This window comes from Streptomyces sp. NRRL S-920, assembly GCF_000717945.1.
Taxonomy (GTDB): domain Bacteria; phylum Actinomycetota; class Actinomycetes; order Streptomycetales; family Streptomycetaceae; genus Streptomyces; species Streptomyces alboniger.
This window is the reverse complement of record NZ_JODF01000001.1, coordinates 207,360-229,172: the sequence shown is the minus strand read 5'-3', so window position 1 is coordinate 229,172 and position 21,813 is coordinate 207,360. Positions and strand designations below refer to the sequence as shown.

At 72.0% G+C, this 21,813-nt stretch carries 20 protein-coding genes and 1 pseudogene; 11 read left to right on the top strand and 10 right to left on the bottom strand.

The genetic code is table 11. The features are described 5' to 3' along the window. Nucleotides 1-11 precede the first annotated feature (11 nt). A complete protein-coding gene (locus IG54_RS0101010) occupies nt 12-1,541 on the top strand; it encodes an aldehyde dehydrogenase family protein (protein WP_030775901.1) in 1,530 nt (509 codons plus the stop codon). A 176-nt stretch (nt 1,542-1,717) separates the two neighbouring features. Then, the gene (locus IG54_RS0101005) at nt 1,718-3,973 is read left to right on the top strand and encodes an FUSC family protein (protein WP_030775899.1); all 2,256 of its coding nucleotides are present in this window, start codon (nt 1,718-1,720) and stop codon (nt 3,971-3,973) included. 25 nt (nt 3,974-3,998) lie between these two features. Here IG54_RS0101005 and IG54_RS0101000 read toward each other — a convergent pair whose 3' ends face one another. Then, nucleotides 3,999-4,571: a GNAT family N-acetyltransferase gene (locus IG54_RS0101000; protein WP_030775896.1), complete on the bottom strand. Its 573-nt coding sequence runs from the start codon at nt 4,569-4,571 to the stop codon at nt 3,999-4,001. A gap of 85 nt (nt 4,572-4,656) precedes the next feature. On the opposite strand from IG54_RS0101000, the pseudogene IG54_RS37525 reads away from it, so the two are divergent. Beyond that, nucleotides 4,657-5,248 (top strand): annotated as a pseudogene (locus IG54_RS37525) (PIG-L deacetylase family protein); the annotation flags it as partial. Between the two features lie 70 nt (nt 5,249-5,318). Here the strand turns inward: IG54_RS37525 and IG54_RS0100990 are convergent. Continuing rightward, on the bottom strand, nt 5,319-7,283 hold the full coding sequence (locus IG54_RS0100990) for a M13 family metallopeptidase (RefSeq protein ID WP_030775893.1): 1,965 nt from the start codon (nt 7,281-7,283) through the stop codon (nt 5,319-5,321). Between the two features lie 160 nt (nt 7,284-7,443). Between IG54_RS0100990 and IG54_RS0100985 the strand changes: the two genes are divergently transcribed. After that, complete coding sequence (locus IG54_RS0100985) at nt 7,444-8,508, top strand: hypothetical protein (RefSeq protein WP_037895898.1); 1,065 nt, start codon at nt 7,444-7,446, stop codon at nt 8,506-8,508. A gap of 22 nt (nt 8,509-8,530) precedes the next feature. Here the strand turns inward: IG54_RS0100985 and IG54_RS0100980 are convergent, their stop codons facing one another. Beyond that, complete coding sequence (locus IG54_RS0100980) at nt 8,531-8,917, bottom strand: PPOX class F420-dependent oxidoreductase (protein WP_030775889.1); 387 nt, start codon at nt 8,915-8,917, stop codon at nt 8,531-8,533. Between the two features lie 45 nt (nt 8,918-8,962). On the opposite strand from IG54_RS0100980, the gene IG54_RS0100975 reads away from it, so the two are divergent. After that, nucleotides 8,963-9,565: a CGNR zinc finger domain-containing protein gene (locus IG54_RS0100975; RefSeq protein WP_030775886.1), complete on the top strand. Its 603-nt coding sequence runs from the start codon at nt 8,963-8,965 to the stop codon at nt 9,563-9,565. A 27-nt stretch (nt 9,566-9,592) separates the two neighbouring features. On the opposite strand, the gene IG54_RS0100970 is transcribed toward IG54_RS0100975, so the two are convergent. The 3 genes from IG54_RS0100970 to IG54_RS0100960 all read right to left on the bottom strand — a co-directional run bounded on the left by IG54_RS0100970 (nt 9,593) and on the right by IG54_RS0100960 (nt 11,618). Beyond that, nucleotides 9,593-10,081 (bottom strand): GNAT family N-acetyltransferase, encoded by a 489-nt coding sequence (locus IG54_RS0100970; protein ID WP_030775883.1) that lies wholly within the window; start codon nt 10,079-10,081, stop codon nt 9,593-9,595. A gap of 43 nt (nt 10,082-10,124) precedes the next feature. Beyond that, complete coding sequence (locus IG54_RS0100965) at nt 10,125-11,003, bottom strand: ABC transporter substrate-binding protein (RefSeq protein ID WP_030775881.1); 879 nt, start codon at nt 11,001-11,003, stop codon at nt 10,125-10,127. 426 nt (nt 11,004-11,429) lie between these two features. After that, the gene (locus tag IG54_RS0100960) at nt 11,430-11,618 is read right to left on the bottom strand and encodes a hypothetical protein (RefSeq protein WP_030775878.1); all 189 of its coding nucleotides are present in this window, start codon (nt 11,616-11,618) and stop codon (nt 11,430-11,432) included. Nucleotides 11,619-11,826: 208 nt separating this feature from the next. Here IG54_RS0100960 and IG54_RS0100955 point away from each other — a divergent pair, with 208 nt between their 5' ends. Then, entirely contained in the window at nt 11,827-12,375 is a 549-nt protein-coding gene (locus IG54_RS0100955; RefSeq protein ID WP_030775875.1) for a cysteine hydrolase family protein, read from the top strand. A 45-nt stretch (nt 12,376-12,420) separates the two neighbouring features. Here IG54_RS0100955 and IG54_RS0100950 read toward each other — a convergent pair whose 3' ends face one another. The 3 genes from IG54_RS0100950 to IG54_RS0100940 form a co-directional block, all read right to left on the bottom strand. After that, nucleotides 12,421-13,266 carry a maleylpyruvate isomerase family mycothiol-dependent enzyme gene (locus IG54_RS0100950; protein WP_037896001.1) on the bottom strand — a complete coding sequence of 282 codons (846 nt, stop codon included), beginning with the start codon at nt 13,264-13,266 and terminating at the stop codon, nt 12,421-12,423. A 131-nt stretch (nt 13,267-13,397) separates the two neighbouring features. After that, a complete protein-coding gene (locus IG54_RS0100945; protein WP_078593567.1) occupies nt 13,398-15,248 on the bottom strand; it encodes an ABC transporter ATP-binding protein in 1,851 nt (616 codons plus the stop codon). Then, a complete protein-coding gene (locus tag IG54_RS0100940) occupies nt 15,245-16,588 on the bottom strand; it encodes an MFS transporter (RefSeq protein WP_078593565.1) in 1,344 nt (447 codons plus the stop codon). The genes IG54_RS0100945 and IG54_RS0100940 overlap by 4 nt, the downstream gene beginning before the upstream one ends. Nucleotides 16,589-16,670: 82 nt before the next feature. Here IG54_RS0100940 and IG54_RS0100935 point away from each other — a divergent pair, with 82 nt between their 5' ends. Both IG54_RS0100935 and IG54_RS0100930 read left to right on the top strand, forming a co-directional pair. Next, entirely contained in the window at nt 16,671-17,441 is a 771-nt protein-coding gene (locus IG54_RS0100935; RefSeq protein ID WP_030775865.1) for a DeoR/GlpR family DNA-binding transcription regulator, read from the top strand. 4 nt (nt 17,442-17,445) lie between these two features. After that, nucleotides 17,446-18,177 (top strand): HAD family hydrolase, encoded by a 732-nt coding sequence (locus tag IG54_RS0100930; protein WP_234335912.1) that lies wholly within the window; start codon nt 17,446-17,448, stop codon nt 18,175-18,177. Here IG54_RS0100930 and IG54_RS0100925 read toward each other — a convergent pair. Continuing rightward, on the bottom strand, nt 18,167-18,775 hold the full coding sequence (locus IG54_RS0100925) for a TetR/AcrR family transcriptional regulator (protein ID WP_030775860.1): 609 nt from the start codon (nt 18,773-18,775) through the stop codon (nt 18,167-18,169). The genes IG54_RS0100930 and IG54_RS0100925 overlap by 11 nt on opposite strands. A 109-nt stretch (nt 18,776-18,884) precedes the next feature. Here IG54_RS0100925 and IG54_RS0100920 point away from each other — a divergent pair, with 109 nt between their 5' ends. The 3 genes from IG54_RS0100920 to IG54_RS0100910 all read left to right on the top strand — a co-directional run bounded on the left by IG54_RS0100920 (nt 18,885) and on the right by IG54_RS0100910 (nt 21,776). After that, entirely contained in the window at nt 18,885-20,366 is a 1,482-nt protein-coding gene (locus tag IG54_RS0100920; RefSeq protein WP_030775855.1) for a cytochrome P450, read from the top strand. An 88-nt stretch (nt 20,367-20,454) separates the two neighbouring features. Beyond that, nucleotides 20,455-20,748, top strand: a complete 294-nt coding sequence (locus IG54_RS0100915; protein ID WP_063756170.1) for a hypothetical protein — start codon at nt 20,455-20,457, stop codon at nt 20,746-20,748. Continuing rightward, a complete protein-coding gene (locus IG54_RS0100910) occupies nt 20,745-21,776 on the top strand; it encodes a glutathione S-transferase family protein (RefSeq protein ID WP_030775852.1) in 1,032 nt (343 codons plus the stop codon). The genes IG54_RS0100915 and IG54_RS0100910 overlap by 4 nt, the downstream gene beginning before the upstream one ends. Nucleotides 21,777-21,813 lie beyond the last annotated feature (37 nt).

The following is a 21,813-nucleotide window of genomic DNA, read 5'->3' as shown; positions in this document are numbered from 1 at the left end:
AAGGGAGCAACATGACCGGCATCGCCCTCCCCTCCACCGACGAGCTGCGCGCCCGCGCCCTCGCCGCCCTCGACCGTGTCGAAGTCACCGTCCCCGACGGCGAGGGCCTGCTCGCCCGCACCCCCGTGACCGGCGAGGATCTGTTCGCCCTGGCCGCCGCGGACGCGGATGGGACCGAGGAGGCCCTCGCGGCCGCCCACGAGACCTTCCTGTCCTGGCGCACGACCCCTCCGCCCCGGCGCGGGGACCTGGTGCGGCGGCTCGGCGTGCTGTTGCGCGAACACCAGGAGGACCTGGCCGACCTGATCACCATCGAAGCGGGCAAGATCCGCTCCGAGGCGCTCGGAGAGGTCCAGGAGATGATCGACATCTGCGACTTCGCCGTGGGCCTGTCCCGTCAGCTCTACGGCCGCACCATCGCCTCCGAACGGCCGGGGCACCGCCTCTGTGAGACCTGGCATCCGCTCGGCGTCGTCGGGGTCATCTCGGCGTTCAACTTCCCCGCCGCGGTGTGGTCGTGGAACACCGCGGTCGCGCTGGTCTGCGGTGACACGGTCGTCTGGAAGCCCTCCGAGCTGACCCCGCTGACCTCGCTGGCCTGCGACCGGCTCCTGGCCCGGGCCGCCGAGGAGTGCGACGCGCCCCACGATGTGCACCGGCTGCTGCTCGGCGGCCGCGCTGTGGGGGAACGGCTCGTGGACGACCCGCGGGTCGCGCTCGTCAGCGCCACGGGGTCGACCCGGATGGGGCGCGCGGTCGGGCCGCGCGTGGCCGCCCGCTTCGGCCGCTCCCTGCTCGAACTCGGCGGGAACAACGCGGCGGTCGTCGCGCCGTCCGCCGATCTGGATCTCGCCGTGCGGGGCATCGTGTTCGCCGCGGTCGGCACGGCGGGGCAGCGGTGTACGACGCTGCGGCGCCTCATCGCGCACCGGGACATCGCCGACACGCTCGTCGGGCGGCTGACCGACGCCTACCAGAAACTGCCCATCGGCGACCCCTTCGACCGGGCCACCCTGGTCGGACCGCTCATCAACACCGAGGCGCTGTACGGCATGCGGGACGCGCTGGGCCGCGTACGCGAGGAAGGCGGCCGGCTCCTCGCGGGCGGCGACCGTCGCACGGCGCGGACGGCGCCCCACGCCGCGTACGTCGAACCGGCCGTCGTACGCGTCCCCGGCCAGTCCCCCGTCGTACGCGAGGAGACGTTCGCACCGCTCCTGTACGTCATGACGTACGACACCTTCGACGAGGCGATCGCGCTGCACAACGACGTCCCCCAGGGGCTGTCGTCGAGCATCTTCACGCGCGATCAGCAGGAGGCCGAACGGTTCCTGTCGCCGGAGGGCTCCGACTGCGGCATCGCCAACGTGAACATCGGGACCTCCGGAGCGGAGATCGGCGGGGCGTTCGGCGGCGAGAAGGAGACCGGCGGCGGACGCGAGTCCGGCTCCGACGCGTGGCGTGCCTATATGCGGTCGGCCACCAACACGGTCAACTACTCCGGCGGGCTCGCCCTCGCGCAGAACGTCAGCTTCCTGTGACGTCTCTTCCTGTGACGACTCTTCCTGTGCGGCGCTGTACGGCCGCCGGGGCGCGGTCACCGCCCGGTGCCGCCAACAGGCCCCCGACCAGCCTTGATCTCCTCGAACGCGCTCGTGCGATGCTGGGTTACGCGCCCGGAGGACACCGAGAGAGCAATGGGGAGTACGGCATCGCGATGGCAGTGGCACGAAGGACAGCGAAGGGCGTCTGGGACCGGTTCTCGGCCTCCGACCCGGGACTCCTGCGGCTCATGGCGGGGCTGCGCACGGTCGGGGCGATCCTCCTCGCCCTGGCCGTACTCGCCCTCGTCGGCACCTCGGTGACGCATCTGGTCGCGGGCGCGATGGCGGCGATGGTCGCCACGTTCGCGATCCAGGAGAAGGAGGTGCGCGGCCAGGCGGTCACACTGGCGCTCGGCCTGCCCGTCGCGCTCGCCGCGATATCCCTGGGAGCGCTGCTCAACTCCCGGGTGATCGCCGGTGACCTCTTCTTCGTGATGCTGATCTTCGGGGCGGTGTACTCGCGGCGGTTCGGTGACCGGGGCACCGCGCTCGGCCTGATCGGTTTCCAGGTCTACTTCGTGTCGCTCTTCGTGAGCGCGTCCGTCTCCGCCCTGCCGGAGCTGTACCTGACGCTGGTGATCGCCTTCGCGTGCAGTGCCGTCGCGCGGTTCGCCCTCGTACCGGAGACTCCCGAACGCACCCTGGCGCGGCTGCGCGAGGCGTTCCGCGCCCGGCTCGCCCAGCTCATCGCCCATCAGACCGACCTGCTCGACGCCGACGCCGAGGACGTGGACAAGGTCCTCGTCGATCTGCGGCGGAGCACCGCCCGGCTGCACGAGGCCGCGCTGATGATCCAGGGCCGCCTCGAGGAGGGCACCCGCGACGCGTCGGCCGCGGCGCTGCTGCAACGCAGGGTCGCCGACGCCGAGATCGCCGCCGAACGCCTGGGTGTGCTGCTGCTCAACGCGCGCGGTGCCGAGCGCGTGGAGACGCTCACGCTGCACCTGCCGAACGCGTCCGCGTCCATGCCGCCCCGCGCGCGGATCGCCCAGGACGCGGGCACGGCGCTGCGCAGGGATCTGCACGCCCTGCGCCTGCTCGTGATGCGCCTGGCGCCCGACGAGCGCGGCACGGCGCTCCCCTACGTACGCAACAGGCTGCTCGGCTACCGCGAGGAGCAGGGCCTCCCCCAGGGCTCGCCCGCGATCCAGGACTGTTTCCGCGCGGTCGGCGAGGCGGCGCGCGCCATCCTGGGTCTGCGGCTGGCGGTGGACGGTTCGCGGGACGAGGAGTACGACACCCCGGAAGCCGCCCGCTCCCGCGAGGAGTTCGAGGCGGAGGAGATCTCCATCGCGGGTGAGGCGGCGGAGGCGGCCGATGACGAGCCGACCGGGCTGCGGCGCCCTACCACCCGGGCGGCCGTGCAGGTGTCGGTGGGCTCGGCGCTGGCCATCGTCGGCGGCGAGTTCCTGTCCACGCAGCGCTGGTACTGGGCCGTGCTGACCTGCTGGGTCGTCTTCCTCAACACCGCGTCCACCGGCGAGATCCTGGTCAAGGGCTACCGCCGGCTGCTCGGCACGGTACTCGGTGTGGTGGCCGGTGTGGCGCTCGCGGGAGCCGTCGGCAACCACACGTGGATCGCGTTCGCCCTGGTCCTGCTCTGCGTCTTCGGGATGTTCTTCACCGCGCCCCTGTCGTACGCGCTGATGTCGTTCTTCGTCACGGCGATGCTGGGCCTGCTCTACACCCTGCTCAACACCTACAGCCTCGATGTCCTGGTGCTGCGCGTGGAGGAGACGGCGCTCGGCGCGGCCTGCGGGATCATCGCGGCGGTCCTGGTGCTGCCGGTGCGGACGTCACACCGTACGGACGAGGAACTGGGCACCGTCCTCGCGCGCCTTCGGGACGTCGTCTCGGCGGCGGTGGCGCAGCTCAGTGGCGGGCCCGCGGTGGATCTCGTGGACCTGGCGCGGGACTTGGACACGGCGCTGGACGATCTGCGCAGTTCCACGAAGCCGTTGACCCATCCGATCGCTCCGTTGCGGGCGCGGCGGCAGAACGCCCGCTATGTGGTGGCGCTCCTGGAGACCTCCGCCTACCACGCGCGTTCCCTCGCGGCGACGGCCGAGTTGGTGCCCTCCAGCAAGAGCGTGGCGGCCGACGCGCGCCTGGCCCTCGCGGGGCGGCGCATCACGCACAACATCGATCTGATCGCCGCGCACGTGCGCGACGAGGAGACCGACGGCGAGATCGAGTCGGGTGCCAGCATCGCCTCGATGCTGGACAGCGGCCGCCACGAGGTGCTGCGCACCGGCTCGGTGACGTTCCGCGTACTGCGGCATCTCCAGCGCCTCGACGAGGGGATCGTGGGCCTGGCCCGCCCCCTGGGCGTCCCGCTCGCGGTGCGGGAGGCGCGTACGGCTGGATGATCCGGCTCGCCCCCTACCACCCTCGTTACCAGTCGGCCTGGAGTGACGGTTCTTCGTCGCTTGCCAGCCTTGCGTGGAGTTCGACGTCGTAGCGCACGCCGTCGTAGGCGAGTTTCTGCCGCTGAAGTCCCTCGACCGCGAAGCCGGCGGCGGCAGCGACCCGGCACGACGCGGGGTTGTTGACCCGGTGGCCCAGTTCGAGGCGGAACAACTCGGCGTCATCGAACGCCCATCGCGCCAGAGCCCCGCACGCCTGCGAGGCGACACCCCGCCCGCGGGCCGTGGGCGTCGTCCAGTACGAAACCCAGCCGGTCGCATGAGGCCGGTCGATGGCACCGACGGCGACGTTTCCGAGCACGACGCCCCTCCCGTCGACCACGGCGAAGGCGAAAGCGGACCCCGCCTCCCATCGCTCCGTCCACTCGCAGATCCACCGTTCCGCGGCGTCCTGCGAGTCGATCGCCTCCTCGGACTGCCTGCGCATCAAAGGGTCCGCAAACGCAGTCATCACCGGGCGGGCATCCAGCCCGGCCCATCGACGCAGCAGCAGCCCGGACGGAGTCTCCACACGATCACGCACGGCCGGAGTCTTGCCCATGGCGGGGCCTCTGTCACTCTGTTTTCGGGGTCCTCAACGCTTATGCTGAACCACCACCGTTCCCGCACCGGAAGGTGGCAGCTCGATGACGGTGCCCAGTCTGCTCGCGGTCTTCGCGCACCCCGACGACGAATCCCTGGCGGCCGGGGGCGTGCTCGCCCGGCACGCGGCGTGCCGCGGAACTGGCGGAAGCGGTACGGATTCTCGGCGCGGGCGAGCCTCGCCTGCTCGGCTTCGCCGACGCGCGCGTGCCGGAATCGGCCCCGGGCGAGCCCCGGTTGTGCGACGCGCCGCTCGACGAGGCGGTGCGGCGGCTGGTGGCGCACGTCCGGGACGTCCGCCCGCAGATCGTGGTCACCCACGACGCCTACGGGGGGCTGAGCGGCCACCCCGACCATGTGCACACCCACCGGGTGACCGTGCTCGCCGCACAGGCCGCCGGGCTCGAACAGCTCTACCCGGAGGCCGGCCCGCCCTGGCGGCCGCGCGCCCTCTATCTGGCCACGCACCCGCACTCGGCCGTGGCGGCGCTGCGCGCCGTGATCGGCGCGCGCAAGGCGCTGCGCAGCGTCCCGGACGAGCAGGTCACCACGGCCATCGACGTCGGCCCCTGGCTGGACCGGAAGATCGCCGCCGTGCTGTCCCACCGCTCCGAGGTGGAACACTGTCCCGCCCCCGCGGCCGGGCCGGAACTGGACTGAACCGCGGGGCGCCGCGCGCCGAAGGGCCGCGGCGCCCCGCGGGGGCTCACCAGATTCGTACGCGCTCCGCCGGGTCCAGCCACAGGCCGTCGCCCTCCGTCGTGCCGAACGCCTCGTGGAACTCGTCGAGGTTGCGGACGATGTTGGCGCGGAACTCCGGGGGCGAGTGGGGGTCGATCGTGAGGTACTGCTGCTCCTGCTCCTTGCGGCGCTTGGTGCGCCAGCAGTAGGCCCAGTTCTTGAAGAGCCGCTGCGAGCCGGTGCCCTCCTCGCTCTCGGGCATCGGCGCCCCGTCGAGCGAGATGAGGTAGGCGGTGTGCCCGATGGTCAGGCCGCCGAGGTCGCCGATGTTCTCGCCGACCGTCAGCGAACCGTTGACGAACTCGCCGGGGAGGTTGCGGGGCGAGAAGGCGTCGTACTGCTTGATGAGGGCCTTCGACTTGGCCTCGAACGCGGTCTTGTCGGCGGCGGTCCACCAGTCGTTGAGGTTGCCCGCGCCGTCGTACTGCGCGCCCTGGTCGTCGAAGCCGTGGCCGATCTCGTGGCCGATGACCGCGCCGATGCCGCCGTAGTTCTCCGCCGGGTCGGCGTCGGGCGAGAAGAACGGCTTCTGGAGGATGCCCGCGGGGAAGCAGATCTCGTTGGTGCCCGGGTTGTAGTACGCGTTGACCGTCTGCGGCAGCATGAACCACTCGTCGCGGTCGACCGGCGAGCCGATCTTGGCCAGCTCCCGGTCCGTCTCGAACGCGGCCGCCGCCTGCGCGTTGCCGAGCAGGTCGTCGGCGCTGACCCGGAGCGCGGAGTAGTCGCGGAAGGTGTCCGGGTAGCCGATCTTGGGGCGGAACGTGGCGAGCTTCTCGTACGCCCGTGCCTTCGTCTCGTCGGTCATCCAGTCCAGCCGGGCGATCGACTGGCGGTAGGCCTCGAGGAGGTTGGCGACGAGGTCGTCCATCATCGCCTTGGACGACGGCGGGAAGTGCCGCGCCACGTACTCCTTGCCGACGGCCTCGCCCATGGCGCCCTCCACGAGGGCGACGGCGCGCTTCCAGCGGGCGCGCAGCTCGGGGGTGCCGTTGAGCGTACGGCCGTAGAACTCGAAGTTGTTCCGCACGAAGTCGTCCGTGAGGTACGGCGCGCAGGCGCGCAGCACGCGCGCGAGCGCCCAGTCCCGCCACTGCTCGATCGGCACCTCGGCGAGGACCGCGGAGAGGTGGGAGAGGTAGGACGGCTGGCGGACGCAGGTCTCCGCGATGGTGGCGTCCGAGCCGCCGAGGCCCTTGACGAAGCCCCGCCAGTCGAATTCCGGTGCCAGCGCGAGGAGTTCGTCGAGTGTCGTGAGGTTGTACGTCTTCAGTACGTCACGGGTCTCGGCGCGCTCCCAGTGGCCGGCGGCGAGCCGCGTCTCCAGCGCGAGCACGGTCTTCGCGGCGGCCTCGGGGGCGGCGTGCTTGCCGAGCCTGAACAGTTCGGTGAGGTGGGCGACGTACTTCTCGCGGATCTCGGCGAACTTCTCGTCGCGGTAGTACGACTCGTCGGGCAGCCCGAGGCCGCCCTGGAGGATGTTGAAGAGGTAGCGGTCGGAGTCGCGGTCGTCCGAGTCGACGTACGAACCGAAGAGGCCGGAGCCACCGACGCGCTCGAAGCGGCCGAGGAACGCGGCGAGGTCACGGACGTCCCGCAGGCCCGCGACCTCGTCGATCAGCGGCTGCGCGGGGGCGAGCCCGCGGGCGGCGATGGTCTCCTCGTCCATGAAGGAGGCGTACAGCGCGGCGATCTTGCGGGCCTCGTCGGCGGAGGCACCCTCGCCGTCCGGGGACTCGGCCAGATCCTGGATGATCTCCTTGACCTGCTGTTCGGCCGTATCGGCCAGCTGCACGAAGGGGCCCCAGCTGGAGCGGTCCTCGGGGATCTTCTCGGTGTCCAGCCAGTGGCCGTTGACGTGTCCGAAGAGGTCGTCCTGCGGGCGGATCTCGGGGTTCATGCCCGGGCGGGCGTCATCCAGAATGCTCATCCACGCACCCTACTGCGAGCCGTCGGTCCGGCACGAAGGCTTGCGCCCCGTCGCGGGCGCCCGCGTGTCACCCCGCGCCAACTCGCGTGCAAACCATCCCAATAGGAGCGATAAAGTATCGCGTCAACCTCCGTACACCTGTCGCACCAGGAGAGCTTCCGTGACCGTAGCCATCGCCCCGTCCGAGGCAGCCGTCCCGTCCGCCGACGCGGCGCGCCTGGTGGCCGAGGACGCCCGTGACTTCGGGGCCTACGCCCGTACCGGCGGCTGGGCCTTCGGCCTGAAGGTCGCCCGCAGCGTGCGCCCGGGCGGGCAGAGCGCCGGCGAGACGCCGAAGATCTCGGCCAAGGAGTTCGCGGAGCTGGCGGGCTGCTCGGCCGACCGCGTCATGCGCTACTACAAGGCGTGGGACAAGGCCGCCGACGACGGGCTCGTGCCGCACTTCGAGGCGCTCTCCCCCGGCATGGACGTGGAGCTGCCCGACGCGGACGTCTGGCTGTCGTACTACTCCTCCCGCTCCAGCGCCCTCACCCCACGCGGCGACGCGATCTCGGAGGCCGCCGAGGCCGAGGGCATCCGGCCCACGAAGGCCTTGGAGGTCGCGGAGAACCCGACCGCGCTGCGGGCCGCCATCCTCGCCGACCCGGGCACCGCGGAGGCGGCGCGGAAGGCGCTGATGGACCGCCTGGGGGAGGACCCGGCACTCCGGACCGAGCTGGTCCGCGACATCGTCCGCGCCGACGACCTCAAGAAGGCCGTGGCCGCCGAGGCCAAGGCGGGCGACCGCGTCGACTACGTCCGTCAGATCGTGGAGAAGGGCCAGGTCAAGACGCCCGCAGGCCAGGTGATCGACGCGCCCGCCGAGCTGCGCGAGGAGGCCGAGCGGCACCTGTCCCTCATCGACGAGCTGGACGACGGCGAGGAGTCCGGCGAGTGGGCGCGCGAGGCGTACGACACGGTGCGCGATCTGGTCGCGCAGACCGTCCAGAGCGACCCCGAGCTGCGCGTGCAGGAGCGGCGCGCGAAGTTCTACGGCAGCCTGCACAAGGCCACGAAGGTGTTCGAGGAGCTGACGTTCGACGACATCGCGACCGTCGACGACATCCGCGACATCTACGAGGACGACATGCTGCGGCGCCTCGAAGAACTCCAGCAGGCCATCGGCGCGTGCATCTCGGCGCTCCAGTCGGCGACCGCGCCGCGGCAGGAGCCGAGCGCTTCCTGAAGGGGTGAGCGGGCCGCGGCGGTCAGCCGGTGAGCGTGATGCGGATCCCGACCGTGCCGTTCAAGCCGCGTCGCAGCCTGCTGCCGAGCAGGGTGAGGGAGCCGAGCACCCCGTATTTGCGGGCGATGAGACGGCGGTAGCGCGCGGTGACCTCGGGCGGGCAGATCTCGGCGGTGGCGGGCACCTGCCCGCCCGTCGGGTTGCCCCGCAGGTCGCAGGGGCCGACCATGACGTCCGCGCGGCGGCGGATCCGCTTCACCTTCCAGGAGTCCGCTGCCGTCCAGATCCCGAGCGCGTCACCGTCGGAGACGACCCAGACGGGGGTCGGCACGAGCGAGCCGTCCTTCCGGTAGCTGCTGACCAGCAGATACTTTCCGGCGCCGAGCCGGGCCCGCGAGGTGTCATCCATGCCGGGAGTCTAGAACAGCTATCCGTAACCGCTTATCCTGGTTACATGGCACCGTCCGCGTCCCCCGGCATCCTGATGCGCGCCCACAGCGGCGCCACCTACCGCTTCGATCCGGGCGCGCTCTGCCTGGAGCTGCTGACCACCGGCGGCCCCGGCGAGTTCCGCCGGTACGAGGTGCTGCACGCACCCGGTGACCTGGCCGCCTGGGCCGGCCGGTCGCGGCTGACGCCGACACCCGACCTGGAGGTGACCGACGCCGAAGTAGTGGACGCCCGGCGGCTGCGCGACGCGCTGTTCCGCGTGACGACCGCCCGCGCCCTCGGTGAGACCCCCGCCCCGGCCGACCTCGACACCATCAACGAAGCGGCCGCGCACCCGCCGCTCGTCCCCTCCGTGGGCCCGGACGGCGAACGCCGCTGGGCGGGAGCCGCCGACGGGACCGGGCTGCTCTCCACCGTCGCGCGCGACGGCGTCGACCTGCTGACGGGACCGTTCGCGCACCGCATCAGAAGATGCGCGTCCGACAACTGCTACCTGATCTACGTCGACACCTCCCGCCCCGGGCGGCGCCGCTGGTGCTCGATGGAGCACTGCGGAAACCTCCACAAGGTACGGACGCTGCGCGCACGCCGCGCCGACGAAGGGTGAGCGAGGCGGCGCCTGCGGGCGGGCCGGCTACCAGGTGCTCTCGTAGTACTTCACGCGTTCGTCCGCTCCGACGTACCGCATGCCGGCCGAGGCCATGACGCGCTGCGAGGCGATGTTGTCGAGGTCCGCGTCGCCCTTCACGCAGCTGATGCCCTGCTCGCGGGCCAGTCGGAGCAGTTCGCGCAGCGCCTCGACGGCGTACCCCTTGCCGCGGGCGGCGGGGATCAGGCCGTATCCGATCGTCACGGTGCCCTCGGCGTCCGGCGGCCGGTTGAAGCCGAGGCTGCCGATCACCCGGCCGCTCTCGCGCTCGCGTATCTCGTAGTCCCCGAAGGGCTGTGGGTTGCCGGTCCGCGCGCAGTGGCCGAGGAAGTCGGTCGCCGACTCCACGTCTCCGTCGGTGGGGTACCCGGGCCCCCACAACTCCCCTTCCCCGGGCGTGCCCGCCACCACGCGGCGGGCCTCCTCGACAGTCATCGGGTGCAGCACGAGCCGCGTCGTCACAAGATCTTCCATGGCAAGTGGAAGTACCACGCCGGGCGGACCGGCCGCACACCATTTACCGCTCGGCGCACCCGGGCCGCACGTCCTTGAGGGCTTCGGCGAGCGCGGTGAAGAAGCGGGCGTGTTCCTGGGCGCTGGGCGGCAGTTCGGGGTTCCAGGGCAGGGCACGGATGCCGCCGCCGAGGGCTTCGCCGAGGTCGGCGGCGTTGCGGCGTACGTCGGTGAGCACGAGGTCCGGCTCCAGCGCGGCCGCCTCGGCCCAGGTGGTCGTGGACCAGTTGGCTCCCTGTCCGGGTGCGGGGTCCACGACGCCGACGCCGAGTCCGGCGAGTGCGGCGAGGTCGGGCCAGGCGTAGGGCCTCGCCAGGTGGACGGAGTCGGATCCCGCGGGTGAGAGGGCGAGCACACGCGGCCGTACGGGTTGGCCCGCCGCGTCGGTCAACCTGCGCTCGGCCGCGGCGAGTTCGGCTTCCGCCTCGGGCTGCTCAGTGGCGCCGAGGCTGTGGGCGAGGGTGGTGAGGCGGTCCCGGATTCCGGCGAGGCTGCGGCCCCGGCCGACGTCGAGCACGGCGACGGGGACCCGCTCCTCCAGATGTTTGGCGGCCTCCGGATCAATGCCGTAGACCTGGCCGCCGCCGTAGGTGAGCGCGATGACCAGATCGGGCTCCGCGGCGAGGAGCGCTTCCAGGTCGAGCGCGGAGCCCGCTCCGAAGTAGGGGAGGTCCGCGAGGGGCAGGCTGCCCGACTTGGCGGGATCCGGTACGGCGGGGTCGTCGTGCGCGGAGCCGAAGAGGCCGGACAGGCGTATGCCGTGGTCGTGGAGTGCGGCGGCTGTCGGCACGTAGGCGACCAGCCGGGCCGGACGGTGTGGCGCCCTCACCAACTGGTCCCGGTCGTCGGTGAACTCCCAGTCCTGGACCGTGTCGTGTGCCATGATCTCCGACTCCTCCCGCTCCGGTGCCGCGGCGCGGCCCGCCCCTGTCGTGACCTGTCGGCCTCGCACGGCCTGTGCCGGTCGCAGCCGCCTGCCCCACCCTCCGCGCGGCTGTTTCGCCGTGGCCGTCCGGTGCTACCTGCCCGGGCGTGCCGCGGCGTACACGGGGGTGGGCGTGCGGGCCTGCCTCGGTCCGCTCGGCGTACGAGCGGGGCAGGCCCGAAAGGCTGACCGGGGTTGGCCTGCTTGGCAGCGGAGTTGGTCGGCTGGTGGCTCAGTCCTCGGCACCCGTGGCGTGCGGGAGGCTGAGGAGGAGTGCGTGCCTGCCGCCGGTGGCGAGGTCGCTGGTGCCGGCAGCAACGGGACACTGACACAGCGAGGGGCCTGCACCCCCGTGCGGGGATGCAGGCCCGGACAGCCGCAGGTCTAGCGGCGGTCGTCCATGTCGTCCTGGATGTCATCGAACGACCGCTCGCCGCTCTGGCGGGTGTCATCGCCACGCTCCCGAAGCCGGTCCTGCTCCGTCCGGCCTCGCTGGGACGCCTCGTCCTGCTTGTTCCGCAGCTGCTCCTTGGCCTTCTGGGCCTTGTCCTGCATTTCGTCCTTGATGCCCATAAGAGTTCACTCCTCGGGGTGGGGGGTTGATCCTCGACGAGCCTGGCATGGGGAAGGGCTGACCAGCCGGTCATGTTGAGCCGTTCGGGTCCCACCCCCTGACCGTGCTCGCCGCCCACCGAGGGTGATCATGGCATTAGAGTGGCCGCCACATGGCCGTCCCGCTGATCGCCGGGCGCGGGACAGCGGAGTGGGACGGGAGCCTCTCATGACCACCGCACTGATCGTCGGCGATGTCCAGCGGGGCATCACGAGCGGCTACCCGTTCGCCAGGGAGGTCGTGCCACCGCTCACCGAACTGATTCCGCGCGCTCGCGCGGCCGGGGTCCTCGTGGTGTTCGTGCACTTCGCCTTCCGGGACAACGGGGCCGACGTGCCACAGGGGAACGCGACGCTCAAGGCGTTCTACGAATCCGGGGACGCCTTCCACGAGGGGTCGGCCGGGACGGAGATCGTGCTGCCGGTGGCCGACGAGGACGTCGTCGTACTGAAGCGCCGGGCCAGCGCGTTCGCCGGCACGGATCTCGACCTCGTACTCCGGGCACGCGGCGTCAGCGGCCTGGCGATCGCCGGGGTCGCGACCAGCGCGATGGTGGCTGCGACGTGCTACGACGCGGCAGACCGTGGCTACGACATCACCGTGCTGCGTGACGGCTGCGCCGATGGCGACGCGGCGATCCACGACTTCTTCATGGACGCGGTCTTCCCCGCCCGGGGCTTCGAGGTCGTGCCCTGCGCCGGTTGGCCCGGGGAATAGCGGCGGTGCTTCCACCGGGGACGGCCGCTTGTTTGCTGGAACGAATCACCTCCGCAGCCAGTGGCCCGCCGCGCTCATCCATGTGGTGAGGAAGTCCTTGTCTCCCAGGACCTCGATGCCGTCCGCGGGGGTCGGAGCGCGGCGCTGGTAGAGGAGGAGCAGGAGGTCCGTGAGAGGGCCGCGTACCGCTGTGGCCGCCTTCTTGTGGGTGTGGCTCACGGAGATGGGGGCCGCGGTCAGGTCGATGAACCACTCCCCCGAACTCGGACCCGGCCCCGGCCCCGGCCCCCCGGGCGCACCAGCGGCGTCGGTGGCGTGGAAGTGCAGCGTGCGGCCGGGGCCGAGCAGCGCGCGGTGCGCGGCCTCCGACTCGTACGCCTGCGGCAGAGTGCTGAACTCCAGCCACTCGTCGAGGCCGTCGAGCGCGACGTCGGCGTCCAGGGTGTATGCCCCACCGACCGCCGCGGTCGCGTCGAAGCGGTGGACGACCGTCTCGTACGTCATGCGGCGGGCCCAGAAGAGCGGGGTGCCACCCGGGGCCGGGGTCCAGACCCTGGCGTCCGGTCCCGCGTCACGCAGCGTGTCCACGAACCGGGCGGTGCTCTTCGTGAGCCAGGCGGTGAGCGTCGCGATGTCGTCGTCCGCGTCGGGCGTGACCTCGTTCACCTGATCGTCCGGGACGGGCCCGGTGGCCCGGGTCCGCACGATCGTCTCGGCCCAGCTGTGCGTCCCTCCGACGTGACGCAGCAGGTGGGCGAGGGTCCATCCGGGGCATCCCGGGACGGGCGCGGCGGCGTCCGCGCCGTTGAGGGCAGAGACCAACTGCACGGTCTGGTCGGCGATTCGGGTGACGTAGCGGTCGTATACCGCGCTGGGGTTCGGACGCGTCATGCCGTCACGGTAGACCACGGGCCGCGAGCCGCGGGGCCTCAGCAGTCGGCCGTGACCGGTGAGCAGCGGTGAGCGGCGATCGATGCGCTGGCTACGACCGTTCACGCCCACGCCCACACCTGCGCGTACGCCTACGCAGACGACGCCGCCGCCAGGAACTGGGTCGCCGCCAGTTCCCCGTACAACGGGTCCGCCGCCACCAGTTCGGCATGCGTGCCGACCGCTCGTACCTTTCCCGCGTCCATCACGACGATCCGGTCCGCCAGCGTCACCGTCGACAGGCGGTGCGCCACCACCAGGACCGTGACCTCGCGGGACACCTCCGCCACGACATCGCGCAGCGCCAGCTCGTTGACCGCGTCCAGTTGCGAGGTCGCCTCGTCGAGCAGGAGCAGCCGGGGTTTTCTGAGCAGTGCCCTGGCGATCGCCACGCGCTGCCGCTCGCCGCCGGACAGCTTGGAGCCGCGGTGGCCGACCACCGTGTCCAACCCCTCGGGCAGGCGCTCGATCACGCCGTCGAGGCGAGCCCGCACGAGAACGTCGCGCACCTCGGCGTCGGTGGCGTCGGGCGCCGCGAAGAGCAGGTTCTCGCGGACGGTGCCCGCGAGGACGGGCGCGTCCTGCTCCACGTAACCGATGGTGGCCCGGAGTTCGGCCAGCGGCCACTCCCGTACGTCCTTGCCGTCGACCAGGATCCGCCCGCCGGTCGCCTCGTAGAACCGCTCGATGAGGCCGAAGACGGTCGTCTTGCCCGCGCCGGACGGGCCGACGAAGGCGGTCATGCCGGGGCCCGGCACCTCGAAGGCCACGCCGTGGTGGACGTACGGGAGTTCGTCGCGGTAGCGGAAGGTCACGTCGTCGAAGACCACCGACGCCGGGCCGGCCGCCCTCGCGGCGGCCTCCCGCCCCGGGCCCCCAGAAGCCCCATCCTCTCCCGCTGCCTCCTCCGTCTGTTCGGTCTCCAGCCGCTCCGCCTGCACGATCCGCGCGATCGCCGCCGAGCCCACCTGGTACTGCGAGGCCGCCTCGACCAGGCGCGACACCGGTTCGGTCAGGTAGAAGAGGTAGAGCAGGAAGGCCACCAGGGTCGAAACGGAGATCGCGCCGGACGCGACCCGCGCGCCGCCGATCCCGAGCACTGCCAGGAACGACACCTGAACGGCGAGGCCGACCGAACTCCCCGCCACCGCCTGCCACTTCGCCGACCGCACCCCGTGCCGCCACGCCTCACGCGCGGCCTCCTGGATGACCTCGGTCTCGCGCCGCTCGGCGCCGGAGGCCTTGACCGTGCGGAAGGCGCCGAACGCCCGTTCCAGCGCGGTCGAGATCGTGCCCACCGCCTCCTGGGCGCGCCGGGTCGCCTGCGCGATCCTCGGCATGGCCACGGACGCCGCGCCGCCGATCAGCACGATCACCCCGACCGTGACACCGAGCAGGACCGGATCCATCAGTCCCATCATCGCGATGGTCGCGAGGAAGGTGAGGCTCCCGGAGACCGCCGAGACCACGGACTGGGTCGTCACGGCCCGCAGCAGCGTGGTGTCCGAGGTGATCCGGGACATGAGGTCGCCGGGCTGGGTCCGCTCCACCTCCGTGAGGCGCAGCCGCAGCAGCCGCCCGACCAGGGTGCGCCGGGCGGCGAGCACCACGGACTCGGCGGTGCGCTCCAGGACGTACGAGCCGATCGCCTCGATCGCGGTTCCGAGGATCACGAGCGCGCTGAGGAGCACCAGGACGCCGGCGATGGAGTCGTCGCCGCCGAGCCGCTCCACGAGCGACTTGGCCGCCAGCGGCTGGGCCAGCGCGGTCATCGAGCCCGTCAGGGTGAGCAGCGCGCCGACGGCCACGGCGGCGCGGTGCGGGCGGAAGTGGCGGTACAGAGCGCGCCAGGTCTCCTTGGCGGGCAGCCGCTCGGGTTCGGGGACGTCCTTGGAGGTTCTGACGGTCTCGGCGGGGGTGGGGGCTGGGGCTGCATCGGTCACACCTGACAGGACGCGTCCGGGGGTGATCCACCTGACGCGGGACGGGTGAGTTTCGTACCGTCCGGGCCTACGGTTACCGGATCCGGCCGGTGAGGGGCCTTCCCCGCCTGGGCGACGGGCCTGCCGGGGTCGCGCAGGATTCCGGCCGCGCACGCGGCGACGACGCAGAACGCCACCGGCAGCAGGAACGTGAGGTTGAGCGGCATGAAGTGGGTCAGCGGTCCGATGACCGCGGGTCCCGCGAGCATGCCGAGGTAGCCGAGTCCCGCGACACGGGAGACATTCGCCCCGGCGGCATCCTTGTCCGTGTGGCCCGCGGCGCTGAAGAGCTGCGGGATGCAACCGGACAGGCCCGCGCCGAACACGGTCCAGCCGACCAGGGCCGCCGGAACCCAAGGGGACAGCGCCGCCACGGTCAGGCCGACCGCCGCCACGGTCGCGCCGTGGCGCAGGATCGCCACCGGGCCGAGGCGGGCGGCCACCCGGTCGGCGAGGAGGCGGCCGATCGTCATGGCGGTGGCGAAGGCACCGTAGGCGAGAGCGGCGGTCGCGGCCGGTGCGTCCAGGACGTCGCGCAGGTGCAGCACGCTCCAGTCGTTGGCGACGCCTTCACAGAGCATGAGCATCAGCGCGAGCGCGGCGAGTGCCCAGATACGCCTGGGCGTTCGCCGCGGGGACGCGGCCGTGGTGCCGGAGGCCGCCGGGCCGCCAGCCTCGATTTCCGCGACCCCGGCTTCCTTAGCCCCGGCTTCCGCGGAGACGCCTTCCGTACGAGCGGCCGGCTCCCCCCGCAGCAGTGCGGGAGCGCACAGCGCGGCGGCCACCAGGCCGAGCAGCGCCACCGCGCCGAGGGTCGCCGCGGGGCTCCAGCCCCAGCTGAGCGTGCGGGCGCCGAGCAGCGCGGCGAGGACGCCGCCGATGGAGAACGTGGCGTGGAAGGCGGACATGACGGGTCGTCGGTAGCCGCGTTCCACGTGGACGGCGTGGGCGTTCATGCTGACGTCCAGACAGCCGTTGCCGAGGCCGAGGGCCAGCAGGGCGGCCCCCAGCGCCCAGACGTTCGTGGCGAGACCCGGCAGGACCACGGCCGCGCTGCACAGGGCGGCGCTGACCGGCACGACGACGCGGGCGCCGAGACGGTCGGTGAGGGGGCCGACGATCTGCATGCCGAGGAAGGCGCCCGCGCCGAGCAGCAGCAGGAGCCAGCCGAGGACGGCGTGGCTGATCCCGGCGCGGTCCTCGGCGGCGGGGATGTGGACGATCCACATGCCCATGAGGAAGCCGTTCAGGGTGAAGTAGGCGAAGGTGGCCAGCCGTCCGGCCCGCAGTGTTCGTTCCATACGTCGAACATAACGAACACTAACGATGTTCGGAAGCTTGATTTACGAACATCAGTAATGTTCAAATGTCGTCGTGCCCCATATGAGCAGAGCCAGTACGAACAGGGATCGGCTGCGGCAGATCACCGAGGCCGTCCGCGAGGCGGGCCGGGTCGGTGTCGCGGAGCTGGCCGAACTGACCGGCGCCTCCGAAATGACCATCCGGCGCGATCTGGAGTCCCTGGCCGACCAGGGCGTCCTGGAGCGCTACCGCGGCGGTGCGCGCAGTCTGCTGCTGCGGGGCGAGGAGCCTCCCTTCGCGCTGCGGGAGCAGGAGGGCCTGGAGGCCAAGCGTCGTATCGCCGCCGAGGTCGCCGGACTCATCGACGACGGGGAGTCCGTCGTCGTGGACAGCGGCACGACGTGCCTGGAGGTCGCCCGCGCGCTCGAACACCGCCGACTGACGGTGATGCCGCTCTCCCTGCACGCCGTCCACACTCTTTCCGGAGCGCCCCAGCTGACGCTGCTCGTGCCCGGCGGGCAGCCGCGCCCCGGCGAGCTGGCACTCACCGGCCAGCTGACCACGGCCTCGCTGGCCGCGCTGCGGTTCGACACGGCCGTCATCGGGTGCTGCGGACTGAGCGCGGCGGACGGCCTGACCGCCTACGACCTGGACGACGCCGCCGTGAAGCGCGCCGCGATCGCCTCGGCCCGCCGCGTCATCGCCGTCGCGGACGCCGCCAAACTCTCCCGGACCGCCCTCGCCTTCGTCACGCCCGCCGCCGCCCTGCACGCCGTGGTCACCGACGACGCCGCGCCCGACGAGGAGACCGACGCCCTGGCCGCGGCGGGCGTGACCGTACGGAAGGTATGACCCCATGACCAGCCGCCCCATGACCAGCCGCCCCATGACCAGCCGCCCTATGACCGCCCTCACGACCAGCCCTACGACCGACCCCGCGACCAGCCCTCCAACCGACCCCGCGACCGCCACCGGCCTCGGCTCCGCCCCCGACATCCTGCTCTTCGACATGTTCGGCGTCATCGCCCGCCACCAAACCGAGGACGGCAAGGCACGCCTGGCCGCCACCGCGGACGTGCCCGACTCCCTTTTCTGGGACGCCTATTGGGGGCTGCGACAGCCGTACGACCGCGGCGACATCGCGGGTCCCACCTACTGGCGGCAGGTGGCCAACGCCGTCGGCGCCGACTTCGGGCCCGCCCGGATCGCGCGGCTCATCGAGGCCGACATCGCCAGTTGGAGCGCCGTCGACGAGAGCATGGTCGCGCTGATCGAGGAACTGGCGGCGGCGGGCAGGCCCATCGCACTGCTCTCCAACATCCCCGAGGAGCTGGCCGCCCACTACGAAGAGCGGCACACCTGGCTGAGGCACTTCCGGGTGCGCGCCTTCTCCTGCCGCATCGGCCACGCCAAGCCCGAGCCGGGCGCCTACCGCTGGTGCCTTGCGGCCCTGGGCACCGAACGGGAGCGGGTGCTCTTCATCGACGACCGCGAGGACAACATCACCGCCGCCGAGGCGAGCGGCGTACGCGGCCACCTCTTCACGACCCCCGCCCGGCTGCGGGACGCGCTGCGCCTCAGCGTGTGATCGCGCCCAGCAGCGCCTTGGCGCACAGGTCCCGCACCTGCGCGCGCGTCAGCTCCGGTTCGGCCAGCCACTCCAGGCATACGGCGATCATGAAGGCGAGCCAGCCCCGCACCGCGAGACACAGCGCGGGCGGGTCCTGGATGAGGTCCGCGGCGTCCGGATCCGCGGCCAGGGCCGCGAGGATCTGCCGCTCCTGGGCGGCAAGGCTCCTCCCGTAGACCTCGCGGACCAGCGGGTCGCCCGCCGCCTCGGCCCGGTGGAAGGCGCGGAAGCCCTGCGCGTGGCTCTCCACATAGCCGAGGAACGCGTCGAGTCCGGTACTGATCTGCTCGCTCACCGGCAGACCCGGCACCGCCGCCGTCAGGCGCAGCATGCGTTCGCTCTCGCGCTGCACGACGGCGGCGAAGAAATCCCGTTTGGTCGGGAAATAGTGGTAGAGGAGGCCGCGCGAGACACCCGCGATCTCCGCCACCCGCTCGATCCACACATCGTCGTACGGCTTCTGTGCGAACAGTCGCGCCCCGACCGAGAGCAGCTGCTCACGCCGCTCCTCGGTGCTCATCCTGCGGCGCGTGCGCTCCGTTGGGTTCGCGGCCATGCGGGCACCTTACTTGACTTGAATTCAATAGCGGGCTCAGACTGGGGACTCTTATTGAACCCACGTCCAACAGGCCTCAACGGGCCTGCCGCGCAAGGGAGATGGGCACATGGCGCAGACGACGAGGTCCGCGGCCGGGCAGCCGCGGTCACCCGCCCCGCCGCCCAAGGGCTTCCGCAGCGCCGAGCTGGGCTGGCCCGAACTGCACCGGATACCGCACCCCCCGCGCCGCCTCCCGTTCCTCGGCGACATCCTGGGCGCCGACGCCCGGACGCCGTTGCAGGACTCGATGCGGGTGGGGCGCAGGCTGGGGCCGATCTTCCGGCGCAAGGCGTTCGGCAAGGAGTTCGTCTTCGTGTGGGGCGCCGAGCTGGCCGCCGACCTCGCGGACGAGGCGCGCTTCGCCAAGCATGTGGGCCTCGGGGTGGCCAACCTCCGTCCGGTCGCGGGCGACGGGCTCTTCACGGCGTACAACCACGAGCCCAACTGGCAGCTGGCGCACGACATCCTCGCCCCCGGCTTCAGCCGCGAAGCGATGGCGGGCTACCACCCGCTGATGCTGGACGTGGCACGCCAGCTGACCGCGCGGTGGGACGAGCGGGAGGCGGCGGGCCGGGCCGTGGACGTGCCGGGCGACATGACGAAGCTGACCCTGGAGACGATCGCCCGTACCGGCTTCGGACACGACTTCGGCTCCTTCGAGCGCTCGGCGCCGCACCCCTTCGTGAGAGCGATGGTCGGCACGCTCTCCTTCGCCCAGCGCCGCAACGTCGTTCCGCCGCCGCTGGCGCCCGTGCTGCTGCGGAGCGCCGACCGGCGCAACGACGCCGACATGGCCTATCTCAACCGCACCGTCGACGCGGTGGTCGCCGCGCGCCGCGCCGCCTCGGGCACGGGCGGCCACGGGGATCTGCTCGACCGCATGCTGGAGGTGGCCCACCCGGAGACCGGGGAGCGGCTGTCTCCGGAGAACATCCGCCGACAGGTCATCACGTTCCTGGTCGCGGGGCACGAGACGACCTCCGGGGCGCTCTCCTTCGCACTGCACTACCTGTCGCGCTCCCCGGACGTACTCGCCCGCGCGCGGGCCGAGGTGGATGAGGTGTGGGGAGCCGAGGAGGAACCCGCCTACGAGCAGGTGGCCAAGTTGCGGTATCTGCGCCGGGTGCTCGACGAGTCGCTGCGGCTGTGGCCCACCGCTCCGGGGTTCGCCCGTGAGGCCCGCGAGGACACCGTGCTCGGGGGCGTGCACCCGATGCGGCGGGGCGCGTGGGCGCTGGTCCTCGCAACGATGCTGCACCGCGATCCGGCCGCGTGGGGCGAGCGGCCCGAGGAATTCGACCCCGACCGGTTCACCCCTTCGGCGGTACGCGCCAGGCCCGCCCATGTCTTCAAGCCGTTCGGCACGGGCGCGCGGGCCTGCATCGGGCGTCAGTTCGCGCTGCACGAGGCCACGTTGGTGCTCGGTCTGCTGCTGCGCCGCTACGACCTGCATCCCGATCCCGGCTACCGGCTGCGTATCGCCGAGCGTCTGACCCTCATGCCGGACGGCCTCACTCTGCGGCTCACCCGCCGCTCACCGGCCGCGTAGGGACCCCATTGTCAGACCCTTGCGCCACAGTGGAGGTGGCATCGCTTCGATGCCGCCCACGCCACCCAGCGCAGAGGAGTCGCTCGACATGACCGGCACGACGTCCGAGGAACTGCTCGCCGCCCAGGCCTGCTTGCGTCTGCTGCACACCGCGCGCGCCGCGCTCTCGGACCCCTCCGAGGTTCCTCCGGCCGCCGCGGCCACCCTGCTCGCGGGGCCGATCGCGGAGGCCGATGACGCGCTGCGCCGCGCCGGCCTCGCGGGCAATGAAGCGGTGCTCATCGAGAGGATCTACGATCTCGCGCCGCCCCCGCGCTCGGCGGCGCACAACGCGATCCCCAAGGTGACCCGCCCCCGGGCGCGGGAAGGCAGCCAGTCATGAGCGCGCAGGCGGGAAGCCCGCAGGAGGGCAACTCCTCGTACGGGCAGAAGGAGTTCAAGCGCTCCAAGAGCCATTTCGCGGACCGGGTGACCGCCGACGGCTGCGACGGCTGGCCCGTCGAGGCGGGGCGTTACCGCCTGGTGGTGAGCCGCGCCTGCCCCTGGGCGGGCCGCGCGCTCATCTCCCGGCGGCTGCTCGGCCTGGAGGGCGCCCTGTCCCTGGGCGTCGCCGACCCGATCCAGGACGACCGGAGCTGGCGGTTCACACTGGACCCCGGCGGCCGCGATCCCGTCCTCGGCATCCGCTTCCTCAGCGAGGCCTACGAGGCGCGCGAGGGCGGCTGTCCGGGCGGTGTCAGCGTGCCCGCGCTCGTGGACGTGCCGAGCGGCAAGCTGGTCACGAACGACTTCCAGCAGATCACCCTGGACTTCGCCACGCAGTGGACGGCGCTGCACCGCGAAGGAGCACCCGACCTGTATCCGGAGCCGCTGCGCGACGAGATCGACTCGACGATGGAGGGCATCTTCCGCAACGTCAACAACGGCGTGTACCGCGCGGGTTTCGCCCCCGACCAGCGTACGTACGAAGCGGCGTGCCGCGATGTGTTCCGCCGCCTGGAGGCGACCTCCGAGCGGCTGGCGAGCCGCCGCTATCTGGTCGGGGAGACGATCACGGAGGCGGACATCCGGCTGTTCAGCACGCTGGCGCGGTTCGACGCGGTCTACCACGGCCACTTCAAGTGCAACCGCCGGAAGCTGGCCGAGGACCCGGTGCTGTGGGCGTACGCCCGGGACCTGTTCCAGACCCCGGGGTTCGGGGACACCATCGACTTCGACCACATCAAGCGGCACTACTACCAGGTGCACTCGGGCATCAATCCGACCGGCATCGTGCCGCTCGGACCCGACCTCGCCGGGTGGCTGACGCCACATCACCGCGAGGAGCTGGGCGGCCGGCCGTTCGGCGACGGCACACCGCCCGGACCCGCCCCGTCCGGGGAGGAGGTCCCGGTGTCCGGGCGGCCCTGATCCGCGCCGTCCCCCGCTCCACGGACCGCGGAGGCCG